The sequence below is a fragment of the Bradyrhizobium sp. SZCCHNR1002 genome (genome assembly GCF_032381435.1).
Lineage (GTDB): Bacteria > Pseudomonadota > Alphaproteobacteria > Rhizobiales > Xanthobacteraceae > Bradyrhizobium > Bradyrhizobium aeschynomenes.
This window is the reverse complement of the sequence record NZ_JAUHIS010000010.1, coordinates 131,570-154,075: the sequence shown is the minus strand read 5'-3', so window position 1 is coordinate 154,075 and position 22,506 is coordinate 131,570. Positions and strand designations below refer to the sequence as shown.

Annotated in this window: 14 protein-coding genes; 7 read left to right on the top strand and 7 right to left on the bottom strand. The window is 66.2% G+C overall.

Features of this window, described 5'->3' with window-relative positions:
- The first annotated feature begins 440 nt into the window (after positions 1-440).
- The 3 genes from QX108_RS32225 to QX108_RS32215 are packed head-to-tail and all read left to right on the top strand — an operon-like array spanning position 441 to position 7,817.
- A complete protein-coding gene (locus QX108_RS32225; RefSeq protein WP_315784250.1) occupies positions 441-5,681 on the top strand; it encodes an AAA family ATPase in 5,241 nt (1,746 codons plus the stop codon).
- A 39-nt stretch (positions 5,682-5,720) separates the two neighbouring features.
- The gene (locus QX108_RS32220) at positions 5,721-7,193 is read left to right on the top strand and encodes a formylglycine-generating enzyme family protein (protein WP_315784251.1); all 1,473 of its coding nucleotides are present in this window, start codon (positions 5,721-5,723) and stop codon (positions 7,191-7,193) included.
- Between the two features lie 9 nt (positions 7,194-7,202).
- Positions 7,203-7,817, top strand: a complete 615-nt coding sequence (locus QX108_RS32215; protein ID WP_315721946.1) for a DUF4399 domain-containing protein — start codon at positions 7,203-7,205, stop codon at positions 7,815-7,817.
- An 85-nt stretch (positions 7,818-7,902) separates the two neighbouring features.
- On the opposite strand, the gene QX108_RS32210 is transcribed toward QX108_RS32215, so the two are convergent.
- The gene (locus QX108_RS32210; protein ID WP_315784253.1) at positions 7,903-8,112 is read right to left on the bottom strand and encodes a hypothetical protein; all 210 of its coding nucleotides are present in this window, start codon (positions 8,110-8,112) and stop codon (positions 7,903-7,905) included.
- Between the two features lie 468 nt (positions 8,113-8,580).
- Between QX108_RS32210 and QX108_RS32205 the strand changes: the two genes are divergently transcribed.
- The 4 genes from QX108_RS32205 to QX108_RS32190 all read left to right on the top strand — a co-directional run bounded on the left by QX108_RS32205 (position 8,581) and on the right by QX108_RS32190 (position 12,708).
- Complete coding sequence (locus QX108_RS32205; RefSeq protein ID WP_172113154.1) at positions 8,581-8,859, top strand: PepSY domain-containing protein; 279 nt, start codon at positions 8,581-8,583, stop codon at positions 8,857-8,859.
- A gap of 10 nt (positions 8,860-8,869) precedes the next feature.
- Positions 8,870-9,664 carry a cytochrome b/b6 domain-containing protein gene (locus QX108_RS32200; RefSeq protein ID WP_315784255.1) on the top strand — a complete coding sequence of 265 codons (795 nt, stop codon included), beginning with the start codon at positions 8,870-8,872 and terminating at the stop codon, positions 9,662-9,664.
- 623 nt (positions 9,665-10,287) lie between these two features.
- Complete coding sequence (locus QX108_RS32195; RefSeq protein ID WP_315721943.1) at positions 10,288-10,629, top strand: cupredoxin domain-containing protein; 342 nt, start codon at positions 10,288-10,290, stop codon at positions 10,627-10,629.
- A 270-nt stretch (positions 10,630-10,899) separates the two neighbouring features.
- Positions 10,900-12,708, top strand: coding sequence for an outer membrane beta-barrel protein (locus QX108_RS32190; protein WP_315721942.1), 1,809 nt, complete (start codon positions 10,900-10,902; stop codon positions 12,706-12,708).
- A gap of 352 nt (positions 12,709-13,060) precedes the next feature.
- Here QX108_RS32190 and QX108_RS32185 read toward each other — a convergent pair whose 3' ends face one another.
- From QX108_RS32185 to QX108_RS32160, 6 genes are all read right to left on the bottom strand, one after another.
- Positions 13,061-13,849: a TonB family protein gene (locus QX108_RS32185; RefSeq protein ID WP_315721941.1), complete on the bottom strand. Its 789-nt coding sequence runs from the start codon at positions 13,847-13,849 to the stop codon at positions 13,061-13,063.
- A gap of 26 nt (positions 13,850-13,875) precedes the next feature.
- The gene (gene exbD, locus QX108_RS32180; RefSeq protein WP_315784258.1) at positions 13,876-14,325 is read right to left on the bottom strand and encodes a TonB system transport protein ExbD; all 450 of its coding nucleotides are present in this window, start codon (positions 14,323-14,325) and stop codon (positions 13,876-13,878) included.
- A 4-nt stretch (positions 14,326-14,329) separates the two neighbouring features.
- Positions 14,330-15,655 (bottom strand): tonB-system energizer ExbB, encoded by a 1,326-nt coding sequence (exbB, locus tag QX108_RS32175; protein ID WP_409998576.1) that lies wholly within the window; start codon positions 15,653-15,655, stop codon positions 14,330-14,332.
- 694 nt (positions 15,656-16,349) lie between these two features.
- A complete protein-coding gene (locus QX108_RS32170; RefSeq protein ID WP_315784260.1) occupies positions 16,350-17,039 on the bottom strand; it encodes a Fe2+-dependent dioxygenase in 690 nt (229 codons plus the stop codon).
- A 45-nt stretch (positions 17,040-17,084) separates the two neighbouring features.
- Positions 17,085-19,616 carry a TonB-dependent receptor gene (locus QX108_RS32165; protein ID WP_315721940.1) on the bottom strand — a complete coding sequence of 844 codons (2,532 nt, stop codon included), beginning with the start codon at positions 19,614-19,616 and terminating at the stop codon, positions 17,085-17,087.
- A gap of 401 nt (positions 19,617-20,017) precedes the next feature.
- Complete coding sequence (locus tag QX108_RS32160; RefSeq protein WP_315784262.1) at positions 20,018-22,426, bottom strand: TonB-dependent siderophore receptor; 2,409 nt, start codon at positions 22,424-22,426, stop codon at positions 20,018-20,020.
- Between the last annotated feature and the right edge of the window lie 80 nt (positions 22,427-22,506).

The window sequence follows — 22,506 nt, the reverse complement described above, 5'->3', positions numbered from 1 at the left end:
AGATCGGGTGTCGAACGGGCGTCCGCATATTTCTTCTTGAGCGTTAGAAGTATTCTTAGACATGTTCTACCGTATTCGCGCGCGAGCGACGCCGGGCGCGTGCCCCGCCTCGGCGGCTCGAGGAAAAGCCGAGGACTAGCCGTCCCTTACGTGCGCTTTTGATCATCGACTAATCCGGGACTTTTTCCCGATTCCCCTACGAGACTGAGAACCGTCACATTCATCTACCTGTCGGGTCATTGATGTGACCTACCTTCGCCATACGCCTCCGCAACGAGTCGGGTGTTCCATCGACGTTGCAGCGAGGAAAGCTTGTCCAGACTGATCCCACTCTCCGATCGCCCGGCGCGCCGTGATCACGGCCAGGGCCATCCTTGTCGGTCAGCCTCGCGCCGAGCCGGAGCCGGCGTTGCGGCCCAGCTGAGAGGGGGATCTGCACGATGAGCCATCCAGTGCACGTACGACCGAATGAGGCGAAGGCGCTCGACCGCACCGCGTCGATCGGATCCGATCATGGCATGAGGCTGCTCGGCGCTCTCGGGGCGTCCGCAGCGGAGAGCGAGGCGCCGCCGGTTGCCTGGGAGACGCAGCCCGGCGAGGAGCTCGGCACGGGAGCGTCCACCGAGCCGCTGCAGGACGTCCTCGGCAGCCTGACCGAAATCATTCGCTCCAGCGGATCTGCTGCCGACCGGCAGCCGGATCATCCGTTCGCCGATGATCATGGCCTGGCGCTCGACCAGGAGGAGCTGCTGGGACTGCCGGGAGTCGTGCTGAACACGTTCGACGTCGACGGTCCGGTGTGGCTCGCCGTCGAGGCGCTTGCTGCGACCGAGCCGCCAGCCGTCGATGCCGATCTCGACGCCTGGGTCGAGCTGTCGTCCGATCCGGACCGGCGTCCAGCGCCGCGCGAGAGCATTCAGATCACGGTCGACGAGATCGAGAAGAATCGCCTCACCTTTGCGCGCCATGCGCGACCCGAGGATTTCTCGCCAGCCAACACGCTCGGTGCGTGGACCGGACGGCTGCGCCTGGAGCTGCGTCCGGACCTCGTCCAGCGGATCGAGCGCTACGTCAACGGCGCCTGGACCGCATGGGCCGACACCGAGCGCAGCCGGCGTCGCACCATGGCGATCCATCAGCGGCTGCGCGACATGGCCGCAAGGTCCGGTGCCGATCGGGCCATGGAGATCACGTGGGGCATCGCGCTGTCGTCGTGGCGGCACGGCGGGCGCGAATTCGAGGCTCCGCTGCTCGGGCGCCCGGTCGAGATCGAGATCATCGAACGTCCCGATCCCGAGGTCAGGGTGCGGCCGCGGTTCGCCGGCGCAACCGTCAATCTCAAGGCCCTCGACGCCGTCGCTCCCAATGCCGCGCTTGCCTTGCGCGACAAATCCGACGGCCTGATCGATGCGCTGGAGGAGCGCGGCGAGCTGTCGCCGTTCCTGCCGATCAGCCTCGACCAGATCCTGGACGCCGCAGGTGTGCACCTCGGCCATCGGCCGTCGCGGACTCCCGAAGGCGCGGAGGCCACCGAAGCGGCGATCTCGAGCGGACGCTGGGTGATCTCGGTGCGGCGGCGGCCGGAAAGCCTCGCGCTCCGCGACATCGAATGCCTCAAGACCGCCATCGAGCATGCGCCGCAAAGCGAGTGCTGTCTGTCGACTGCCGTGAGCGCGCTGCTGACGCAGCCCGACGGACGCGGGCACGCCGTCGCCCGCCGGCATCTCTCCGGCATCGTCGGGGGGCCGATCGACATTGCGCCTGCGCCGAAGCCCGCGCCGGTCGAGCACGGCGATCTGTTCTTTCCGTTGCCGGCTGCCGAGGAGGATGCCGAGGTCGTGCGCGAGCTCACCCGGCTCGACGGCGTGGTGGTTCAGTCGGGCGCACGCGAGGATCGGATCGCGGCGGTCGTCAACGTGGTGTGTCACCATCTCGCGCTCGGTGCGCGCGTCCTCGTCGTGTCGAGGGACGAGACGGCGCTCTCGCTGCTGCACCAGCGCCTGCCGTCCGGCATTCGCGAGCTGACCGTCAGCTCGACCGGCTCCGACAAGGATGTGCTGAGAAAAGCCGAAGCGTTGGCCGGCCGGCTGCAGTCGATCGTCGACACCACCAACCTGCGCGATCACGTCGGTCAGATCGGCCGGCTGGAGCGTGACATCATTTCGAAGCGGACGCAGATCGCCTCGCTCGACGATGAGATCGCCGACATCGTCAGGCGCAATCTGCGGCTCGCCGGCGGCTTGCCCGAGCTGCCATTCGAGCTGTTCGAGGGGCTGATCAGCGAGCACAATCTGCATCGCTGGTTCACCGATCGTCCGAAGCGGCTGCTCGCCGGCTCCGACCCGCTGGTCGTGGCGGTCGACAAGGCGCGCGAGGCGCGGCTGCGGCTCGGAAAGCGTCTCGAGCACATCGACGACGACTTGCCGGAGGCGTCGGCGCTGCCGGATGCGGCAACGATCCTGCGGCTGCATGAGGAGCTGCGACAGCAGGCCGGCCCGGCTTCAGATGACGGCCGCGACGAGGATCTGGCGCTCGACGCGATCGCGACCTTCGGGCTCGATGCCACCAACCGTCTCGCATCCGACCTCGACGCGCTGGTGGCCGGTCATCGCGCCATCGCGGACGAACCCTGGCTGGCACGGCTGTCGCCGCTCGGGACCGCAAGAACCGACGGTTCTGCCGGCCTCGACAAGGTCGTGGGCTGGGCGCGGGACGCTTCCTTCCAGCTGTCGCGGAGCACCGAATTTGCCAGGCGGCAGGTGCAGGCGCCGGTCGAGGCGTTCACGAGGCGCGACGCGATCCGCGTCGTCGAGCGGCTCGCGGCCGGCGACAAGCCGTTCGCGCGGTTCTCGCCGTCGCGGCGCGGTCTGAAGGCTGCGGTCGATGCGATCACGCTGGACGGGGTTGCCCCGTCGACGCTGGCCGACTGGCAGTATGTCGGGCGTTTCTTGCTGTGGCGCCATGAGCTGCATGGGCTCCGCTCGCGATGGACGTCGATTGCGACGAAGATCGACGCGCCGGCGATCCAGCTCGAATCCGCGCGGGCGTTCGACGATATCGAGCGCATCGTCAAGGGCATCGAGGCGGCGATCGTGACTGCGGCGCTCGCGGTCCGCAACGTCATGGATGCCTGCCGCAGGCTGTCGATGCAGGACAGCGAGGTCAATGCGATGCTGGCCGACGTGCAGCGGCCGACCGCGTTCGGCGCGGCGATTCGGAGCATCATGAAGCGGGTCTCCGGGCCGCTCGTCGAGCTTGCCCATCTCGGAGAGTTGTTTGCCGGCGCGGGCGGGCTCGCTGCCGTCGTGCAGGCGGATGTGCTCTCGCGGGTCGGCGACGCCGAGGCGGACGCTCGTGAGCTCGAAGCCGGCTGGACCGCCATTCTGGCTTCGATCGACGAGATCCGCGCCGCGCGCGCGGACTACGAGCTGATCAGGACGGCGTGCCGCCTGGCGACCGCCGCGGGCGCACCGAAGCTGGCAGATCGGCTGCGGGCAGTGCCGACGGCAAATGCCGACGAGGATGCAAAGCTCCCGGAATGGGTGACGGCCTGGAATTGGGCCGTGCTGATGCGGATCGAAAGTCCCGAGGAGCGGCAGCTGCTGCACGATCTCGCCGCGCAGCGCCTGCGCCTGGAAAAGCGCTCACTTGCCCTGTTTGAAGTGGTGATCGGCGCCCGCATGTCGCTCGGCATCGCGCAGAACGCCAGCGGCGCGGTCAGGCAGTCGCTGAAGCGGTTCAGGGACACGATGCAGAAGATGGCCTCGGCGTGCTCCGGCCCGACTGCGCGGCGCCTCCGCTTCGCTGCGCGCAAGTCTCTGGACGGCTGGCTCGAGGAGATTCCCTGCCATGTGATGCCTGCGTGGCGCGTCGCCGAGCTGCTTCCGGCGCGGATCGGCACCTTCGATCTGCTCGTCGTCGACCATGCGTCGCGCTCCGATCTGCGCGAGCTGACGGCCATGCTGCGCGCCCGCAAGGTTCTGGTCAGCGACGAACGCCGTGACGCGGTGCAGGCCGAAGCCGGCCGCAGCGATCGTCTCATCGGTCGCGGGTCGAACTCCCGGCGCGGCATTCCCTCCGCGCTGCGCCGGCTGCTGTTGCCCGATGCCTCGCTGCGCGACCTCGCCGAGATTCTGTTCCCGGATCGCATCATCGAGCTCCGCGCGCGTCCTGCCGCCGTCGATGCGGCCACGGTCGCGGCTCCGCTGCGGCCGGACACAGCTAGGCCGGTCGAAGCGCGGGCCCCCGAGCCGCCGCGGACGGCTCGCGGGCCCGCTCCGGTACCGAAGCGGCAGGCGCCGCCGCGGCCGCTGAGCGCGACGCATACGCTGGAGGAGGAGATTGCCACCGTCGCCAAATATCTGTCGATGGCTCGCCGCTCCGGGGCCGATGACGCCATGAGCGCGGCCACCGCAGGCGATCGTCCGGCGCTGCAACGATCGGTCGCCCGCACGGCTCCGCCGACATCCGGGCCCGCGTCCGCGATCAACGTCGCGACCAAGTCGTCGCCGGTCTCCTCGCCGGAGATCCGGGTGCTGCGGCGGCGGCCGCCGCGTACGGCAGCTCCCGAACCCGTCGCTCCGCCTGCACCGCCGGTTCCGCCCGAGCTGCCGCCTGCTGTCGCAACTCTCGATCAGGCCGTTCCCCGCGTCAGCCCCGTCGTCGAAGTGCCGACGGTGGTCGTCGACAAACCGGAGCAGACGCCGCAACGTGATGTCGAACAGAAGGTGGTGGCAGCAGTGATCGAGGTGCCGCCCGCGAGCGCAGAGCCGGCCAAGCCGGCCGTTGTCGCTGCACCGCCGGCGCCTCCGGCCGTAGTGGCGGAGGAGATCAAGATCCATCCGTCACTGGTCGAGATGGCCTTCAAATCTGCAGAAGCCAGTGCGTTGCCGCGCCGGCGCCTGCCGAGCCGTCGCGTGATGGCCGTTGCCGCGGCCGGACTGCTCGCCATCGTCGGTGCGGCCGTGTCCTGGGAGCGCGCCTCCGAATGGGCTCAGGTCTCGCTGAGCGGCGCGACCGCGGCGTCGGCTCTGCCGAACGAGCAGGGCCCCCGCAAGGTCAACGCCGAGCGGATCATGCCGGACGGCCAGCCGGTGGTCGCCGCTGCCGCCGAGGAGCATGCCACGGTCGGCATGAGCGTGCCGGTCAGCACGCCGGCCAAGGCGTATCTCTACCATGAGGATCCGCAGGATCCGAAGGGCAAGCGCTTTGCCGGTAAGGTCATCTGGTCGATCGAGCAGAGCAAGGGACCGCGGCTCGATGCATCGCCTTCGATCAAGGGCGAGATCGATATCGAGAACGGTACGAAGGTCACGGTCTCGCTGCGGCGGAATGCCGAGCTGGAGCTGCCGGCGAGCCATGTCATGGAGCTGAGATTCGATTGGGCCGATCAGGCCGTGACCGGTCTGACCAGCATGAGAGGCATCGGGCTGAAGGGCGAGGAGGCCGAGCGCGGCACGGCGCTGGTCACCCAGACCGCGAAGGTGACGCCGAAATACTTCATGGTCGCATTGTCCGCCAACGACGTGGATGCGAAGCGCAACCTCATGCTGCTGAAGGGCAAGGAGTGGTTCGACATCCCGATCGTCTATGAGGGCGGCAACCGGGCGCTGCTGTCGATCGAGAAGGGCACCGAGGGCGACCGGGTCTTCAAGGACGCCTTCGCCAGCTGGGGTCAGTAGTCGGCAGAGGGCTTGGCAGCGTCAGCAGACGAGGACGGCATGAGCGAAGGTTCAGCGTTGCAATGGCTGCGGGCGCCCAGGCTCGCCGAGGATACCGTGCCCGAGGGGACGCGTGCGGTCGCCTGCCGGCGCTGCGGACGCACGGTGGAAGTCTCGCTCAGTCCGATGCGTCCGCCGAGCTTCGTCCGCGTCGAGGACCAGGTCGAGTGCCCCGAAGTGCAGGAGCGCTGGACGGGCAAGAGCGAAGGCGGGCTGCTGCTGATGATGTGCGGCGCGCTCGAGCAGTCGCTCGAGCCCGATTGGGAGACGGGAGATGCGGATGCCGCGGCCGGGCATGAGCCGCACTCGATCGTGCCTCCGGCGCGTCCGCGCGCGCCCGAGCCAGCGGCCGTGTTTTCGGACAGGTGGGACGATGATCGTCACGACGATGATCATGAGAACACCGAACCGAAGGGGTGGCTGCGCACGCTGCTTGCCAGATCCGAGGGACTTCGGAAGGGGCTGCTCCGCGCCACCATCGGCGTCCTGATCCTGGGAATCGTCTTTCTCATCGGCGTGCTGCTGCCGCTGCGCGAGATCAAGCAGCTGATCCACTCGCCGCCGGCCATGACCGGATCCTCCGGACCGCAGCGCGAGGCGCTCTCCGCCGCACCGCCGCAGTCACCGCGCCGCATTCTGCTGGAGACGACGTCCGCGCCTTCGGAAGCTCAGCTCGGCATGCGCTCGCCGCCAAGCTCCTTCGTCCTGCCGCGTCAGGCCACGGCCACGGAGAGTGCGCCGCCATCGTCCGCCGAAACCGCGGCTGCGGCGGCAGCCGAACCCGAGCCGAAGTTGCGCGTGCCTGATCTGGTCGCGGTCGCCGGGGGCAGCTTCGCAATGGGCGGCGACGACGATTCCGAGCAGCCTTCGCATCAGGTCAGCATCCGGCCGTTTGCGCTCGGCAAGCATCCCGTGACGGTCGGCGAGTGGAAAAGTTGCGTGGCGGCGGCCAGCTGCCCCGACATCGCCTCGGGGCCCGACGACCGTCCGGTCACCAATGTGAGCTATGACGACACCCAGGCCTATCTCGCCTGGCTGTCCAGGGCGACGGGCAAGACATTCCGCCTGCCGACCGAAGCCGAATGGGAATATGCCGCGCGCGCCGGCCAGCGCACCCGATATTGGTGGGGCGACCGTCTGCGTCCGGGCATGGCGAATTGCAGAGGCTGCAACGGCAGCAGCGATGCGGAGCAGGACCAGCCGCCGAAGATCGGCAGCGCGCCGGCCAATCCGTTCGGCCTGTTCGACATGGGCGGCGGCGTCGGCCAATGGGTCGCCGACAATTGGCACAAGAACTACAAGGGTGCCCCTTCCGACGGATCGGCCTGGCTCGAGGAGGGCAGCTACGCCCGCGTGATCCGCTCCGGGTCGTGGAAGAACGGTCCGGCCGATGCGCGGGCAGGAAGCCGCGATCGCTATGACGGCCGCATCAGGCATCCGACTCTGGGCTTCCGCGTCGCGTCGTCATCATAGGGGATCTGAATGTTGCGGACCATGTCTCGACGATCTCGTCTCATCCTGATCGTGTCGCTCGCGCTTGCACCGACGCTGCTGTCGGCCAAGGGCACCAAGGCGCCGAAGGATGCCCGCGTCTACTTCATCTCGCCGGCGGACGGCGAGACCGTCGGCGGAGCGTTCGTCGTCCGCTTCGGGTTGCGCAACATGGGCGTCACCCATGCGGGCGATGATTTCGCCGGCAGCGGCCATCATCATCTTCTGGTCGACGTCGACGAGACGATGCAGGCCGGCGAGACGATTCCGCGCGACAAGAAGCACATTCACTACGCCGCCGGCGAGACCGAGGCGCGGATCGAATTGTCTCCGGGCAAGCATACGCTGCAGCTGGTGATGGGCGATACCAAGCATCTGAATTTCGATCCTCCCGTCGTCTCCGAGAAGATCATGATCACCGTAGGCAAGCCGAACGGCTCGGAAGAGCAGGCGCGCGCGACCAGGCCCGTCAACGAGCGGCGCAGGATCCTGGAGCGGGCCGCAGCTCCCGAGCCGCTGCAGCTGCAGCCAGCGGTGACGCCGGAGATGACGAAGTCGCCGGAGAGCTCGGACTTCATCAGCCGGGTGTTCTCCGGATCGCGCTGACGGCGCTCTCCGCGCAGAGCTCATCGTGTGTGCCGCGCGCCGCCGTGAGGCGGCGAAGCGGGCGCCGGTCGCGCGTCTCTCATTCTCATGCACCATTGTAGCGGCGCGCGCCGGCCGATAGCGTCGAAGCAATTCCGCGGCATTCAGCGGCATCGATTGCAGCCGAGATCAGGCCGTCTGCGACATTCGGGGGAGAGACGCCGTCCGCACGAATGTGCGTCTGGCGGCGCGCGGTCGCGTGCGCCCGGCCGTCAGCGTCGTCGATCGCGTCGTCAACATCGATCCGATGCGCCATGGACGACCGGCGCCGAAATTTTTTTGTGAGGCCTAAGGTCGCAGCCTGCGGCTCGCCGCTCCTTTGTCGCCTCATCCTCGTCACAGCCCCAATCGGGCAGGAGTGTGATTCCGAACGCGCCGGCCGCGACGCCTCCAGCGTGAGTGGAACATGATCGTGGCGTCGCGGGGCTGATAGGTGCTTGCGAATCAATATCAGTTGCAATGTCCGGGAGCCGCACACGTTCTATACCGTCAGAAAAGATCCGCGATCCACCGACATCGTTCGATCTCAACTTGAACGCAGCTAAGTCCGCGCGCCAGCCACAATGCGGCTGCATGCGGAACGAGTTGCGGCGCGCGTGCGCAATGAGGTCCGGCGGCGGCCGCCGACGACGTCCAAGTTTCGTTGAAATCTCCCTCCCTTTGTAGGGCGCGCATCGAGCGCTGGAGGCGCCCGGTGGCGCAGTCTTGGAGGAGGATTTAGATAATGAAGGTCATCAAGATAATGGTCGTTGCACTCGCGGCGGGTCTCGCGTCCGGCTCTGCTGCACTCGCCGACGGCTACAAGGATTGCACCAAGCTCGACAAGGCGTCGTGGAAGACGGTGGCCGAAGCCGAGGCCAAGGCGAAGGCCGCCGGCTACGAGGTCCGCCAGACCAAGATCGAGGGCACCTGCTACGAGGTCTACGGCGTCAAGGGCGGCAAGCTGTTCGAGCTGTTCTACAGCCCCGAGAACCTCGCGCTGAAGCATACGGTCGCGAAGTGATCTGACGATCATGCGTGACGCAGGACAGGCACACCGCAGCGTCATGTCCGAGACGCCGGCGCTCCCACGTTCGGACACCGTCGCCGTCTGGGACTTTCCGCTACGCGTCTGGCACTGGGCCCTCGCCGGCTTCGTGCTCGTCGCCTGCGTCACGCCCAACACGTTCGATCGGCTGCATCGGGTGGCGGGCTACGCCGTCATCGGCCTGCTCGCTTTCAGGCTGATCTGGGGGCTGATCGGCAGCCGCCACTCGCTGTTCGCACGGATCAGTCTCAAGCTGCGGGCCGCGCCGCAATACATCCTCGGCATGCTGCGCGGCGAGACGGGACGATATCTCGGGTTGAATCCGGCAGGGGCTGCGATGCTCGTCGTGATGCTTGCTCTCCTGATCGTCTCGACGATCAGCGGCGTCATGCAGGTCTCGGTGCGGTTCTTCGGCGTCGGATGGATCGAGCAGGCGCATGCGCTGTCGTCCAATGCCATCATCGCCCTGATCGCGGTGCACGTGATTGGGACGCTGTGGATGAGCGTGCTGCAGCGGGAGAACCTGGCACGCGCGATGCTGACCGGGCGCAAGCGGGTGCCTGGAATCGTCCGCACGGCACCCGCCGCAGCGCGCGCAGTCGTCAGTGCGAGAACGAGGTCCCAGCCCGAGCCGGCGGCCGGCGACGAGAACATCTCGGTCGTGCCGGATCTGCCGCCGCTGCGTCCGAGCTCGCCGGTCGCCGCAGCCAAGCCGGCCGGTCCGGCGCGGATGCCGCGGTCTTTGAGCATCCACGACAAGCGACTCGGAGTGGGCAGGTAAGGCTGAGCGCATCGCTCGTGTGGGCTCATGGTTGCGGGAGTGGAGCCGCGAGCCGCTTCGATCGGCCTCCGCACCAAGATGGGATCATCACGTCCGCAACGATCAGCGGTGCGGAGTACGGACGCTCGCCGGGCTGAGCGCGGCAACGCGCGCGAGTACAGATGCGCGGCGTGGATTGCTGCCGTCAGCCGTGGGTGATCAAGTGTGTGGTCAAGTTGTTGCCCCGAACCCGCCGCGTTCGGCGTCTCGTTGGTGCTGTCGCAAGGTCACGCACGCAAGCCGTGATCTGTTGCCGTGTTTCATATCAGCACAGCTGCAACGCGAACGCATCCGTCCGCAGCGATGACACCGATTCGCTGGGAAAATTCCGCTCATTTCCGTGTTTTTCGATGGTCGCAACGTGTGCTGCGCGATGGCGCGCGATCTCTTCACCACGCATCGTGGAGATGAGACTAACAAATACGCGCGCTTTGTCGCACACAGCGAGTTTGCCAAATTTCGACACGGCAAATTGCCGCATTCGGAACTTTAAAGTCGTTCTACGAGGTGTCGGAGACCCGTCGAGAACGACGGGTGGGGAAAGCATCCGGCGCGCGGGTGAATTCGGGACAAGGACATACATCATGAAGCTGTTTGGGAATGTACAGGCTGCAGGAGCCGTCGCGCTGTCGATGATGGCGTTCGCGCTCCCGGCCAGTGCGGCCGAGACCACGATCGAGATCTCGGTGAAGGACAACAAGTTTCAACCGGCCGAACTGAAGGCGCCGGCCGACACGCCGATCGTGTTCAAGGTCAAGAACCTGGATGGCGCGCCGGTCGAGTTCGAGAGCGAGCCCCTGCAGTTCGAAACGGTGATCAAGCCGAACATGGAGGGTGTGGTGAAGATCAAGGCGCAGAAGCCGGGTCGCTACGAATTCTTCGACGACTTCCACCAGGGCAACAAGGGCATCCTGGTCGTCGAATAGCCGAGCTGCCGCCGGATGCCCGTCGTGTCTCGACCGACCCTGACGCGACAGCTTCCGGCGCGCTTGTTCTGCGTTGCCTGGCGTCAGACGGCGTGCGCATCGGGCGTGCGGAATTCAACCGAAGGCGGTTTGCGCGTGCAGGCCGCGGTCCTCTCGACGTTGGCCGGTGGTGATCCGTCGCGGGGGACAGAGCCTGACGGGAGACTTGCCTTTTTGGAACGGGCAGCACGAGAGACGATCGAGCCCAGACGCCGCCACGGAAACGGCCTCGTGCCGCGTCCGGACGGCGCGGTTGCGATCACCGCGCTGCTCGTGCTGCTGATCGACGCTGCTCCCAGCTATGGTCAGACCGCAATTCAGGGCACCCAGGCCAGGGCCTATGCGGATCCGGGAGCGTTCGACGGCGGTCCCGTCGTCGTGGTGCCCAATCGCAAGCGGCAGCCCGCCAGGCCTGCGAACGGCAATGGTCCCCTGGTCATTCCGCAAATGATCGTCGCTCCCGGCGGCAGCGAGCCGGAGCCGAAGGCTGCGGCCACGCAGCCGGAGGAGCGTCCGCAGGCGCGGCCGAAATCGCCGATCGATCCTGGCGCCGGCGCGCTTCCCCAGGCTGCCCGTCGCGAGCCCGCGCCACGCCTGGCTCCTGTCCGCAACGGCTTCTTCGGTGCGCCGTCTGCCGGTCTCCTCGTCGGTGGCTGTCTGTCCACGCCCGGCCGGTTGTCGACGACGAACGTTCCTAATCGCTGTCTCGACGCGCTCGCCTTCGCCGTCAGCCCGCCGCCTGCGACCCGCGGCGTGCTGCCGCGCAATCTGCCGCCGATTCCGCGGCAGGATGCGCAGCCGATTCCGCCCGTTCTCGCCGACAAGCCGAAGATGCGGCTGCCGCCGGTCAACCGGGGACAGAAGCCGCAGGAGCCGCAGCCTCAGGCGCCGCCGATGATGGAGGAGGACCCTTTCGAGCCCAAGGGCATTACCGTGGGAAACTTCATCCTGAAGCCTGCGTTCGAAATGTCCTCAGGCTTCGACACCAATCCCGGACGTGTGCCGCAAGGCAAGGGATCGGCGTTCGTCAGCGTTGCGCCGGTTCTCCTCGTGCGCTCTCAGTTCGAGCGGCATCTGCTCAACGCCGATGTGCGCGTCGGCTACATCGACTATGCCAAGCTCCGGCAGCTCTCGAGGCCGACCGTCGACGCCAAGGTGAATGGGCGCTACGACATCACCGATACGTTTGCGCTCAATGGCGAAGGCCACGTTGCCGTCGATGCTGACGATCCCGGCACGCCGCGCTTCGCCGGCCGGTTCGCCAGAATTCCGCTGGCCTCGACCGTCGGCGGCTCGGCCGGCGTCACCAAGCGGTTCGAGGAGGTCGAGGTCTCGACCAAGGCGGCCATCGACCGCGTGGCGTTTCAGAATGCGCCGCTCATCGACGGCCAGATCGTCAGCAACGCGGACCGCAACTTCGTCCAATACGGCTCTCAGAGCCGCATCACCTACAACCTGACGCCGGAGATCCGGCCTTTCGTCGACGTCGCCGTCGATCGCCGCGTTCACGACATCGCCGTCGATGCCGAAGGCTTCCGGCGTGACTCGACCGGCACGGCCGTCGAGGCAGGCGTGACCTTCAACTACGCCGACAAGCTGACGGGTGACGTCGCCGTCGGCTATCTCACCCGCCGCTACCAGGATCCGATGCTGAAGCCGGTCAACGGCTTCATTGCCGATGCCAATCTCACCTGGCAGTTCGCCAAGGAGACGGCAGTCCAGTTCGGCGCCAAGTCACAGGTCGTCGAGATCACCGAGCCCGGCATCTCCGGCGTGCTCAAGCGTGACGTCACTGTCGGTGTCGAGCACCAGTTCGAGCCGTGGCTCGTCGGTACCTTCCTTGCAGGCTATGGCCAGGATGCCTTCACGGGAACGACGCGGGTCGACAATCGCTATCTCGTCGAGGTCGGCATGCTCTACAAGTTCTCCCGGCTGCTGCAGCTCCGGGCCAGCGTCCGGCATGAAGCGACCCGGTCCAACTTCCGCGAAAACGATCTGTCGGCGACCGTCGTTCAGGTCGGCGCCCGGGTGCAGTACTGAGACCAGCGTCTCATTCCAACCGTCAATCGTGGTGGGCGGCCGAGCTCTCGCGTCTTCAACCCTGTCGTGTTGCGAAAGCGGCGCACCCAGTACTCTGCGACCGAAGATAGCGCACCGAAACGTCACGGCGTACTGTCATCGTCCGCCTATCCGACGATGACAGTGAATTCTTAATGTCCATGTGAACGCGGCATCTTGATAGCGATTGCTGCGCGCGCATCCTGACAGGACAAGGAATCTCTCGCGCCGGTTCATCGCGCGATCGAGGCGCGAGCTCAGGTCAACGCAAAGGGCAGCGCCCGCGGGATCGCGAGCGCTGCCAAGTCGGCAGATTGCGCTAGGTCGCGCGCGACTACTTCTTTTGATTGAAGTTCACGTCGAGGCTGAAGCTGAACTGATCGTCGGTCAGGCCGGAGGGCGGCGCCGGCACCGGGTCGGAGCGACGGATCATCGACAGCGCCGCGTCGTCGAACATCGGGTCTCCGCACGACTGCATCACGGACGCCGACATCACCTTGCCGGCCCGGCTCAGCACCAGGGCGACCTTGACCGTGCCGTTGTGCTTCTTGCCATCCGGATAGCGCTTGTGGAGCTCGAAATAGGCGCTGATCTTGCGGCCCCAATTGTCGGTCAGCCTCTGCTTGTCCTTGCCGAGGCCGACATTGGGCGCCTTGGCCGTCTCGGCGGGCGGCGCGGCTTCGTCCAGGGCCTTGCGCGCAGATTCCTGCTGCGCAGCGGACGCGACCGAGGCCTCTGCCTGCTGAGCCGCCTGCTGCTGCTCCTCCTTCTCGGGCTTCTTCGGCTCGTTCATGGTGACGACCCGATCGGCCTCCTCCTCGGTCTCGGTCGGCTTGTCCTTGACGGCGTCGGCCTCCTGGACCTCGGCGGTCTGCTGCATCTGCTCGGGCGCCGCTTCTGCCGCATCGCTGTCGGGGCCGGGAGGAAGATCGTTGTCCTCCACCTGGGGCGAGGCCATCTCGAGCGCGAACTCGGCGCCGGCGGCGCCGAGGCCGCCTTCGGCATCATTGCCGCTGAGATGAACCACTGCGAGCGCGGCTCCGCCACCGTGCAACATCACCGCCCCGATCGCGGCTGAGATCCACAAGCGGCGGGTCGCTCCTTGATACTTGTGTTCGACCATTCTTCACTTCCGTCGTTTCACTGGTTTCAATGCGCAGCCTGTGTGGCCGCCTGTGAGACGCCTTCGACCGTGACGAGCTTGATCTTCGGATAGCCGCCGGTCCGCAGCAGCTCCATCACGTCCATCAGCTCGCCATAGGCCACGCCCCGGTCGGCACGCAGGAAGACGAACTTGTCCTTGGCGGCCTCGGGAATGTGCTCGAGCGTGCTGACGAGGTTCGCTCGTTTCACCTGCTCCTCGCCGACGAACAGCGTGAGATCCGGCTTGATGCTGACATAGATCGGCTTGTCCGGCTTCTTCTGGGGCGAGGCGGTCGAGGTCGGAAGATCGACCGGCACGTCGACCGTCGAGAGCGGTGCCGCCACCATGAAGATGATCAGCAGCACCAGGATGACATCGATGAACGGTGTGACGTTGATGTCGCTGGACTCACCGAGATCGTCGTCGCCATCGGCTTCCGAGAGGGAGACGGCCATGGGCTTACTCCGCTGCCAGCGCCATCGGAGGCGCTGAGTGGACGTGGATCGGCTCGAAGCTGCGGCCGTGCGGGGTGTGATGGCTCTGGCCGCGATCGAGATCGCGCGACAGCATGCGGGCAGTGGCGCCGGAGGAGCGGTTCACCAGCTCCATGTATCCCTTGGTCACGCGGGTGAAGTGATTGTAGATGATCACGGCGGGAATCGCGGCGACCAGGCCGATCGCGGTGGCGAGCAGCGCCTCGGCGATGCCCGGCGCCACGACGGCGAGGTTCGTGGTCTGCGACTTCGAGATGCCGATGAAGCTGTTCATGATGCCCCAGACCGTGCCGAACAGGCCGACGAAGGGCGAGATCGAGCCGATCGTGGCGAGCAGGCCCATGCCGGTGCGGCAACGCCGGCCTTCGGCGCGCACGATCTCGGCGAAGCTCGACGCGGCGCGCTCGTTGACGCCATGCGGCGGCAGCTCGGACGACATCCGGATCTCGTGCATGGCCGCATCGATCAGCGTCGTCAGCACGCTCTGGCGCGAACCGAGAGCCAGCTTGGCTTCCGACAGCCAGCGCACATCGTCCACCTTGCGCAGTGCGCGGGTCAGCCGCCGCCGCAGCATGCCGAACTCGATGGTCTTGGCGATCAGCACGGTCCAGGTCGCAAGTGACGCGAGGGCGAGGCCGATCATCACCGACTTCACCAGAATGTCGGCCGCGAGGAACATCGACCACGGCGACAGATCGTGCGGCACGTGAGAGGCCGCCTGCGCGCCGCCTGGTGAAGCGGACTGGGCCGGCTTCTCTGCCTGATCCTTCGCCTTGTCGGCCGCGGCTGCATCAGTGACGGCTTCGGTTGCGGTCGACGCTGGCGTTTCGCTGGCGGCCGTGCTCGGCGCCTGGCCCGTGGTCACGGCCGGTGGCGTCGTTGCAGCTGCTGCCGGTGCAGGCTGCGTCGTCGCACCTGTCGTGGCCGGTGCATTGGCCGCTGGCGATGGCGTCGTGGCCGCGGGGGCAGCGGCCGCAGTCTGCGGCGCGGCCGCGGTCTGGGCCACGGACCCGGCCTGCCCGGTGGTCATCGGCTTCGGCGCCGCGCTCTGGGCTGGAGCCGCATGCTGTGAGGCCGCCGGTGCCGCCGTCGCGGCGGCGGCATTGACGGGCGCGGCCGTTGGAGCCGGCGTGGTGGTCGCTGCGGTCGGAGTCTGCGCGGTCTTCGTTGCGGCTGCGCTCGCGGGAGTCGTCGCCGTGGTCTGCGGCGCAGTAGCAGCCTGGCCAGGTCTCGGCGAGGTGGCCGGCTGCTCGGCGTGCGCCATGGCGCCGACCGAAACGGCTGCGATCACCGCTCCTACATGAAGAACGATCCTGAACATGTTGCTGCACACCCCTTAGTAGTTAACTTACCTGTAATATTTCTAGTCGTAACCGGGCTGTTTTGAGACGAGGCGTTGACTCAAACCGGGAACATCAATGTCGGCAATCAAGCTCATGAGTGCGATGCCGTACGTAAAACCGAATCATGCGAGCTGCGCATGGTCAGTCGGATTCGTCGTTCACGTCCTAACTGCCTGAAAGTCCTGAGGTGAAACGACGCGCTGCGCGCCGCGCGCCGCCGATGCGGCCAGCCGTCATGCAATTGCCGCCGTTCCGACTTCCATCAATTCTAATTAGCCGCCGCCGCGGCGTGACCCGGTTCGACCTTGCGCAGGTCGCATCACGCGTTGTCTCGAGCAGGGATGTCGCCCGAGCACGGCTGAAATTCGATGAGATGCGAATCAGCGCGCGATACGTTGGTCGTCCTTCAGGATCATCGTCTCCGCCTGCATTCGCAGAGGTTCGCGAAGCGCACGTCGTGCGGACGAGGTTCGATGGATGCAAATCGCCGAGTAGCCGGGATGCATCTCGTGAAACCCGGCTCACGGGTGGCCGACGTCGGCCGGCGATCCAGCGCGATAGCTCGATGATGGAGCGCGCGGGAACGCAGGTGCCGGGAAGCTGCGGGGGGCACGCCGCGAATTGTCGGCCGCGGCCGACGCTTCAGGTCTCGGCCCAGTAGCGGATCAGGTTGTGATAGAGGCCGGTCAGCCGCACCATCTCCGGATCGTCACGGCCCATCCGCTGCGACAATCCCTGAATCGTCGTGTCGAGATCGAAGATCATGCTGCGCGCCAGGGGATCGCGGATCATGCTCTGCAGCCAGAAGAACGAGGCGACGCGAACGCCGCGCGTCACCGGCGTGACCATGTGCAGGCTCGAGGCGGGATATAGCACGAGGTCGCCGGCCGGCAGCTTCACCTCATGCGAACCGTAGAGGTCCTCGATGACGAGCTCGCCGCCATCGTAATCCTCGGGCTCGGAGAGAAACAGCGTGACCGAGAGGTCGGTACGGATCCGCAGGCCGGTGAGCTTGTCGCCACGCACGGCGTTGTCGACATGAATGCCGAAATGGTGGCCCGACTCTGCGCTGTAGCGGTTGAACAGCGGCGGGAAGATCTGCTGCGGAATGGCGGCGGCGAGAAAGCGCGGATTGGCGGTCATCGCCGAAATGATGCGGTGGCCGAGCTTGCGTGCCACCTCGCTGTCGGGCGGCAACTGCTCATTGCGCTTGACCATGGCCGACTGGGCGCCGGCGGTCGAGCGGCCGTCCTCCCAGTCGCTGGAGTCCATGATGCGGCGGAATTCCGTCACATCGTCCTTGCTCAAGATTCCGGGGACACAGATCAGCATGAACTCATCACTTGATGTGTGCCCCCGGCTTGGATCGTCAGGCGATCAGAACCGTCCCGACAGGACGATCGATGCGCTTCTTCCCGGACCGACGAGCACGAACGGCGTGGCACTCTGGTAGAGAGCGTCGTAGTAGAGCTTGTCGAAGATGTTGGCAACAAACACCTTCGCCGTCCAGTTCTTGTCGATCTTGGCTTCAGCAAACGCATCGAAGCGCCAGTAGCTCGGCAACTCCGTGCCCTGGTTCGCCGCGAGCCAGGTACCGCCGAAGATCTTCGAGCGGTAGACGGCTTGCCCGCCGATCTCCCAGGTGTCGTTGAGCTGGTACTTGGTGAGCAGGCTGAACGACTGGTGCGCGGTGTTGGCGAGTTGGAGGCCGACATTGCTGGTGAACAGCGCCGTGTTGGCCGGCGGAATGTTCGACTTGGTCACCTCCGACTGCATCAGCACGACGCCGCCGAAGATGCTCCATTTGTCGGTCAGCTTGCCGCCCGCCTGCAGGTCGATGCCGCGGATACGGTAGGCGGCACCGGCCGAGAGACAGGGCACCGAGCCGATGGTGCCTGCCGGATACGGGCAGTCCGCCGTGGCCTGAGCCGCGCTGGTGATGTTCCGCGACTCGCGGGCATTCTCCTTCTCGGTCTGGAACAGCGCCGCCGTGACCAGCAGGCGGTTGTCGAGCAGCTCCCATTTGGTGCCGATCTCGATCGAGGTGTTCTTCTCCGGTCCGAAGATCTGGTTCGCGCCGCCATTGGTGACCGCCGACAGTCCGCCATATTGCGGGCTGAGGCCGTCGAACTCGGCGCCGACCGGGTTCGACGAGGTGGCGTAGGCGGCATAGAAGCTGGCATAGGGCACCGGCTTCAGCGTGAGGCCGACATTGAAGTTCGGCATGCCGCTCGAGGCCGCCGTCGAGCCCGGCGTATTGGCGACGCCGTTGACCGTGCCGAAGCCGTCGACGCGGACGTCGTACTTGTCGTAGCGGACGCCGCCATTGAGGATGACGAGGTCGCGATAGTTGACGCTGTCGAGCGCGTAGACGCTCGCCGAGTCGATCTTCACGTTGGTCGGGAACCGGCCGAGCGAGGGAATGCCGAACGGCAGGTTGGTGAACTGCGGGTTGAAGATGCTCACGCCCGACAGCGAACCGCTGCCTGCGAACGGCAGGCCCTGCTGCTCGGAGGTCAGGCCGGTGTAGCTGTTGATGCGGGCCTTTTCCTGCGAGACCTCGAATCCGGCGAGCAAGGTGTGCCTGAAGGCGCCGGTGTCGAACTTGTAGGTCGCCTCGAGCTGGTTGGCGAGCACGTCGGTCTGCTGGAAGCGGCTCTGGGGATTGGCCCGGATGGTCGAGTTCGACAGCGGGTTGGTGATGGTCGGGCCTTCCGGCAACGTGCCGATGTAATTCAACGTCGAGCGCGACACCCGGACCTTGTCCGAGATCGTCAGGTCCGGCGTGACCTTCACCTCGGCATTGAACGAGCCGATGTCCTGTCCGACGCGCGAGAAGTCGCGGTTGACGAAGCCGTACCAGTTGTTGCGCGGTGCGCCGACCTCGGGGAACGGCGCGCCGGCCGTGAGCGTGCTCGGCCGGTAGTACGGCACGCCGAAGTCCGGACGGCCGGTCACCTCGTTGTGGATGTAGTTGGCCGCCAGGGTCACGGTGTCCAGCGGCGTCCACTTGGTGGCGATGAAGCCGCCATTGCGGTTGTCGGTGACGTAGTCGCGTCCGGCGACGCCGGCATCCTGGAACAGGCCGCCGACGCGCGCGGCGAAGGTCGGCGTGACCTTCTGGTTGACGTCGATCACCACGCGCTTGGTGCGGTCGGTGCCGAGCGTGGTGTCCATGTTGTAGAAGCTGTTTTCGGTCGTGGCCTGCTTGGTCACGATGTTGATCGCGCCGCCTGTGGTGCCGCGGCCGGCGAAGGAGGAGTTCGGCCCGCGCAGGATCTCGACCTGCTCGGTGAAGAAGTTCTCGCGCACCGAGACGCCGGCGTCACGCACGCCGTCGATGAAGACGTCGTTGCGGGCGTCGAAGCCGCGGATGAAGAAGCGGTCACCGAAGGCGTTGCCGCCTTCACCGGTGCCGAGCGTCACGCCGGCGGTGGAGAGCACGGCCGATTTGAGGCTGGTGGAGTTCTTGTCCGCCAGGATCTCCTTGCTGAGGACCGTCACGGTCTTCGGCGTGTTGAGCAGCTTCTCCGGGAACTTGCCCGACGCCTGCAGCCGCTCGCCCTTGTAGTCCGAGACGGCGCTGGAATAGGGGTTGCGGTCGGGCGGCAGGTTGCTCTTGGGCGCGGCGGCCTGCTGCTGCTGTTGCTGGCGGGCGGCACGGCGCATGGCGTCGCGGGCGCGGATCTGGTCGGCGGTCGGGCGCGAGGCGGCCGGCTTCGGGCGGGCCACCGGGGCTTCGACGTTGACGGAAGGCAGCGGCGCCTGCTGGGCTTCGGCACTGGAGAAGGATGCGACCGCAATCAGGCTGGCGACCGCCGAGACCTTCACACCTGAAATCTCGGGAGATGACTCCCATTCCTGCCCGCTTGCCCCACGCAAGCTCCTTGGAAAGATTGCCTTACCCATACTCGACCACCCCATTCGTTACGCAAAACTTGACTTGGGTTCGTTTGAACGCACGCAACCGGCGCGCGCCTGTTGCGAATGCAAGTCAAGAAGAGGGGGAAAGCGGTCCAAAGCTGGTTCCGCTCGTGGCCGGAATGCGAAAAGTTTCAATCTGTGTCTGACAATGACAATTGATCGCAAGATGTCGCCATGCAGCAACACTCGAAACCCTGCGGTTGCAGGCGCCTGGGCAGCTTCAATCTTCGGTCATGTCACGCTGGATCTGATTACCTCCCTCGGGGGCGCAAACACCGCGTCGGAATGTCTCAGGCTGCGGTCATTGTCTCGGCTTCGCTCCCGCCGCAAGGGGAGATTGCGGCGGGAGCCCGGCGACATTGTCGTCCGATCTTGATGGGACCGGATTAGAACTTCGCCGTCGTGATCAGGTAGAATGCCCGTCCCGGAGCGACCTGGGTGAAGGGCACGTTGCTGCGATAGAAGGTGTCGTAATAGAGCTGGTTGGTGAGGTTCTGGGCGTAGACCTTCATGCTCCAGTTCTTGTCGATCTGCTTCTCGATGAAGGCGTCGAAGCGCCAGTAGCTCGGCAGCTCGTTGCCTGTGTTGGCCGCAAACGTGCCGCCGAACACCTTCGAGCGGTACACCGCCTGGCCGCCGATCTCCCAGCCATTGTCGAGCTTGTATTTCGACAGCACGCTCAGCGACTGGTGCGCGATGTTGGCGAGTTGCAGGCCGGCGTTGGCGGCGACGCCGCTCTGGGTGACCTTCGACTGCATCAGCACGAGGCCGCCGAAGATGCTCCAGCGATCGGTGATCTTGCCCTCGGCCTCGATGTCGATGCCCTGGATGCGGTAGGCGGCGCCGGAGGTCAGCAGGCCGTTGACGGTCTCGCGGGCGTTCTCCTTGACGGTCTGGAACAGCGCGCCGGTCACCAGCAGATGGCGGTCGAACAGCTCCCATTTGGTGCCGATCTCGGCGCCCTTGTTGCGCTCCGGCCCGAGGATGATGGTGCTGTTCGGCGGAATGCCGCCGTAGTCCGTCGCGGTGCCGTCGAGCTCCGAGCCGAACGGGTTGGCCGAGGTCGCATAGGCGGCGTACAGGCTGCCGATCGGCAGCGGCTTGTAGACCAGGCCGAGATTGTAGTTGATCAGGTCGGAATCCACCGTCGCCGACGCCGTGTTGTTCGACGAGCGCATCGCGTAGCCGTCATAGCGCAGGCCGCCGGTGAAGATGATGGTGTCGCGCCAGTTCGCGGTGTCGATGACATAGGCGCTCTTGCTGTCGACGTCGTAGCGCGTCGGGTTGCCGGTCAGATATGGCACCGTCGTGAACGGCAGGTTGGTATAGCCCGGGCTGAACATGTTCTGGTTCGTCAGCCCGCCGCCGGTGGTGCCCTGCGAGCCGAACGCCTCCGAGGCCAGGCCCGCATAGCGGTCGATCGAGATGTTCTCCTTGGAGAACTCCGTGCCCATCACCGTCGTGTGCTTGATCGCGCCGGTGTCGTATTTGAGCGTGAGGTCGTTCTGGTTGGCCCAATTGTCGACGGTCTGATAGCGGCTCTGCGCGCTGGCGTTGAAGAACCATTTGGTCGGGTCGGCGTTCGCGGTTCCCGCCACGCTCGCATTGGGCAGGGTGCCGATGTAGTTCAGCTCGGAATGCTCGCCGCGCAGCTTGCTGGTGAAGGTCACGCTGTCGCTGAGCTTGAGCTCCGCCGCCAGCGTGCCGAAATCCTGCCGCGCCGCCTGGAAGTCGCGGTTGAGGAAGCCGTACCAGTTGTTGCGCGGGATGCCGGCCGAGGTCGCCGGGATGTTGCCCTGCTTGTAGAACGGCACGCCGAAATCCGGATAGCCGGAGAGGTCGGTGTGGACGTAGTTGGTCGTGACCTTCAGCGAATCGCTCGGCGTCCACTTCGTCGAGATGAAGCCGCCCCAGCGATCGTCGGTGACGTGGTCGCGGCCGGCGACATTGGCGTCCTGGAACAGGCCGCCGGTGCGCACCGAGAAGGTCGGCGAGATCGTCTGGTTGACGTCGAGCGTGACGCGCTTGGTCTGGTCGGTGCCAAGGGTCGACTCCGCGTTGTAGAAATTGCGGTCGCCGGCCTGTTTGGTGATGATGTTGATGGCGCCGCCGGCGGTGCCGCGTCCGGCATAGGCCGAGGCGGGGCCGCGCAGGATCTCGACCTGCTCGGTGAAGAAGTTCTCGCGCACCGAGACGGCGGGATCGCGGATGCCGTCGATGAAGATGTCGTTGCGCGCGTCGAAGCCGCGGATGAAGAAGCGGTCGCCGAAGGCGTTGCCGCCCTCGCCGGAGCCGAGCGTCACGCCTGCGGTCGAGCGCCCGACCTCCTTCAGGGTGGTGATGTGCTTGTCCTCCATCACCTCCTTGCTCATCACGGTGATGGTCTTCGGCGTGTTGACCAGCTTCTCGGTGAACTTGCCTGAGGCGACGCGGTCGACCTTATAGGGCGCGGCTGCGTCCGCGTAAGGATTGGCGTCCGGCGGGGTCTGCGGCCCGGTCGGCGCCGCCGGCTGCTGCGGCTGGCGGGCGGCGCGGCGCATCGCGCTGCGGGCGCGAACCTGGTCGGCCGTCGGCCGCGACGCCGCCGGCTTGGCCCGTGCCGCCGGGGCATCGACGTTCACCGATGGCAGCGGCGCCTGCTGCGCCTCCGCGCTGGAGAACGACGCCACCGCGATCAGGCCGGCCACTGCCGACACCTTCATCCCGGTGATGTCCTTCCCCGCCATGTTGGAGGACGGATCCCCGCGATGCGCGCCCCCCGCGCGCAAGCTTGCTGGAAAGACGGCTTGTCCCATATTCGACCACCCCATTGGCTACGCAAGAACTGAACTTTGGTTCTTTGGTTCGACAACTGGCCCGTTCCAATTGCGAACGG

Coding starts and splice junctions, on each gene's coding strand:
- QX108_RS32225 (WP_315784250.1), top strand. CDS start 441: ATGAGCCATCCAGTGCACGTACGACCGAATGAGGCGAAGGCGCTCGAC.
- QX108_RS32220 (WP_315784251.1), top strand. CDS start 5,721: ATGAGCGAAGGTTCAGCGTTGCAATGGCTGCGGGCGCCCAGGCTCGCC.
- QX108_RS32215 (WP_315721946.1), top strand. CDS start 7,203: ATGTTGCGGACCATGTCTCGACGATCTCGTCTCATCCTGATCGTGTCG.
- QX108_RS32210 (WP_315784253.1), bottom strand. CDS start 8,112: ATGGCGCATCGGATCGATGTTGACGACGCGATCGACGACGCTGACGGC.
- QX108_RS32205 (WP_172113154.1), top strand. CDS start 8,581: ATGAAGGTCATCAAGATAATGGTCGTTGCACTCGCGGCGGGTCTCGCG.
- QX108_RS32200 (WP_315784255.1), top strand. CDS start 8,870: ATGCGTGACGCAGGACAGGCACACCGCAGCGTCATGTCCGAGACGCCG.
- QX108_RS32195 (WP_315721943.1), top strand. CDS start 10,288: ATGAAGCTGTTTGGGAATGTACAGGCTGCAGGAGCCGTCGCGCTGTCG.
- QX108_RS32185 (WP_315721941.1), bottom strand. CDS start 13,849: ATGGTCGAACACAAGTATCAAGGAGCGACCCGCCGCTTGTGGATCTCA.
- exbD (WP_315784258.1), bottom strand. CDS start 14,325: ATGGCCGTCTCCCTCTCGGAAGCCGATGGCGACGACGATCTCGGTGAG.
- QX108_RS32170 (WP_315784260.1), bottom strand. CDS start 17,039: ATGCTGATCTGTGTCCCCGGAATCTTGAGCAAGGACGATGTGACGGAA.
- QX108_RS32165 (WP_315721940.1), bottom strand. CDS start 19,616: ATGGGTAAGGCAATCTTTCCAAGGAGCTTGCGTGGGGCAAGCGGGCAG.
- QX108_RS32160 (WP_315784262.1), bottom strand. CDS start 22,426: ATGGGACAAGCCGTCTTTCCAGCAAGCTTGCGCGCGGGGGGCGCGCAT.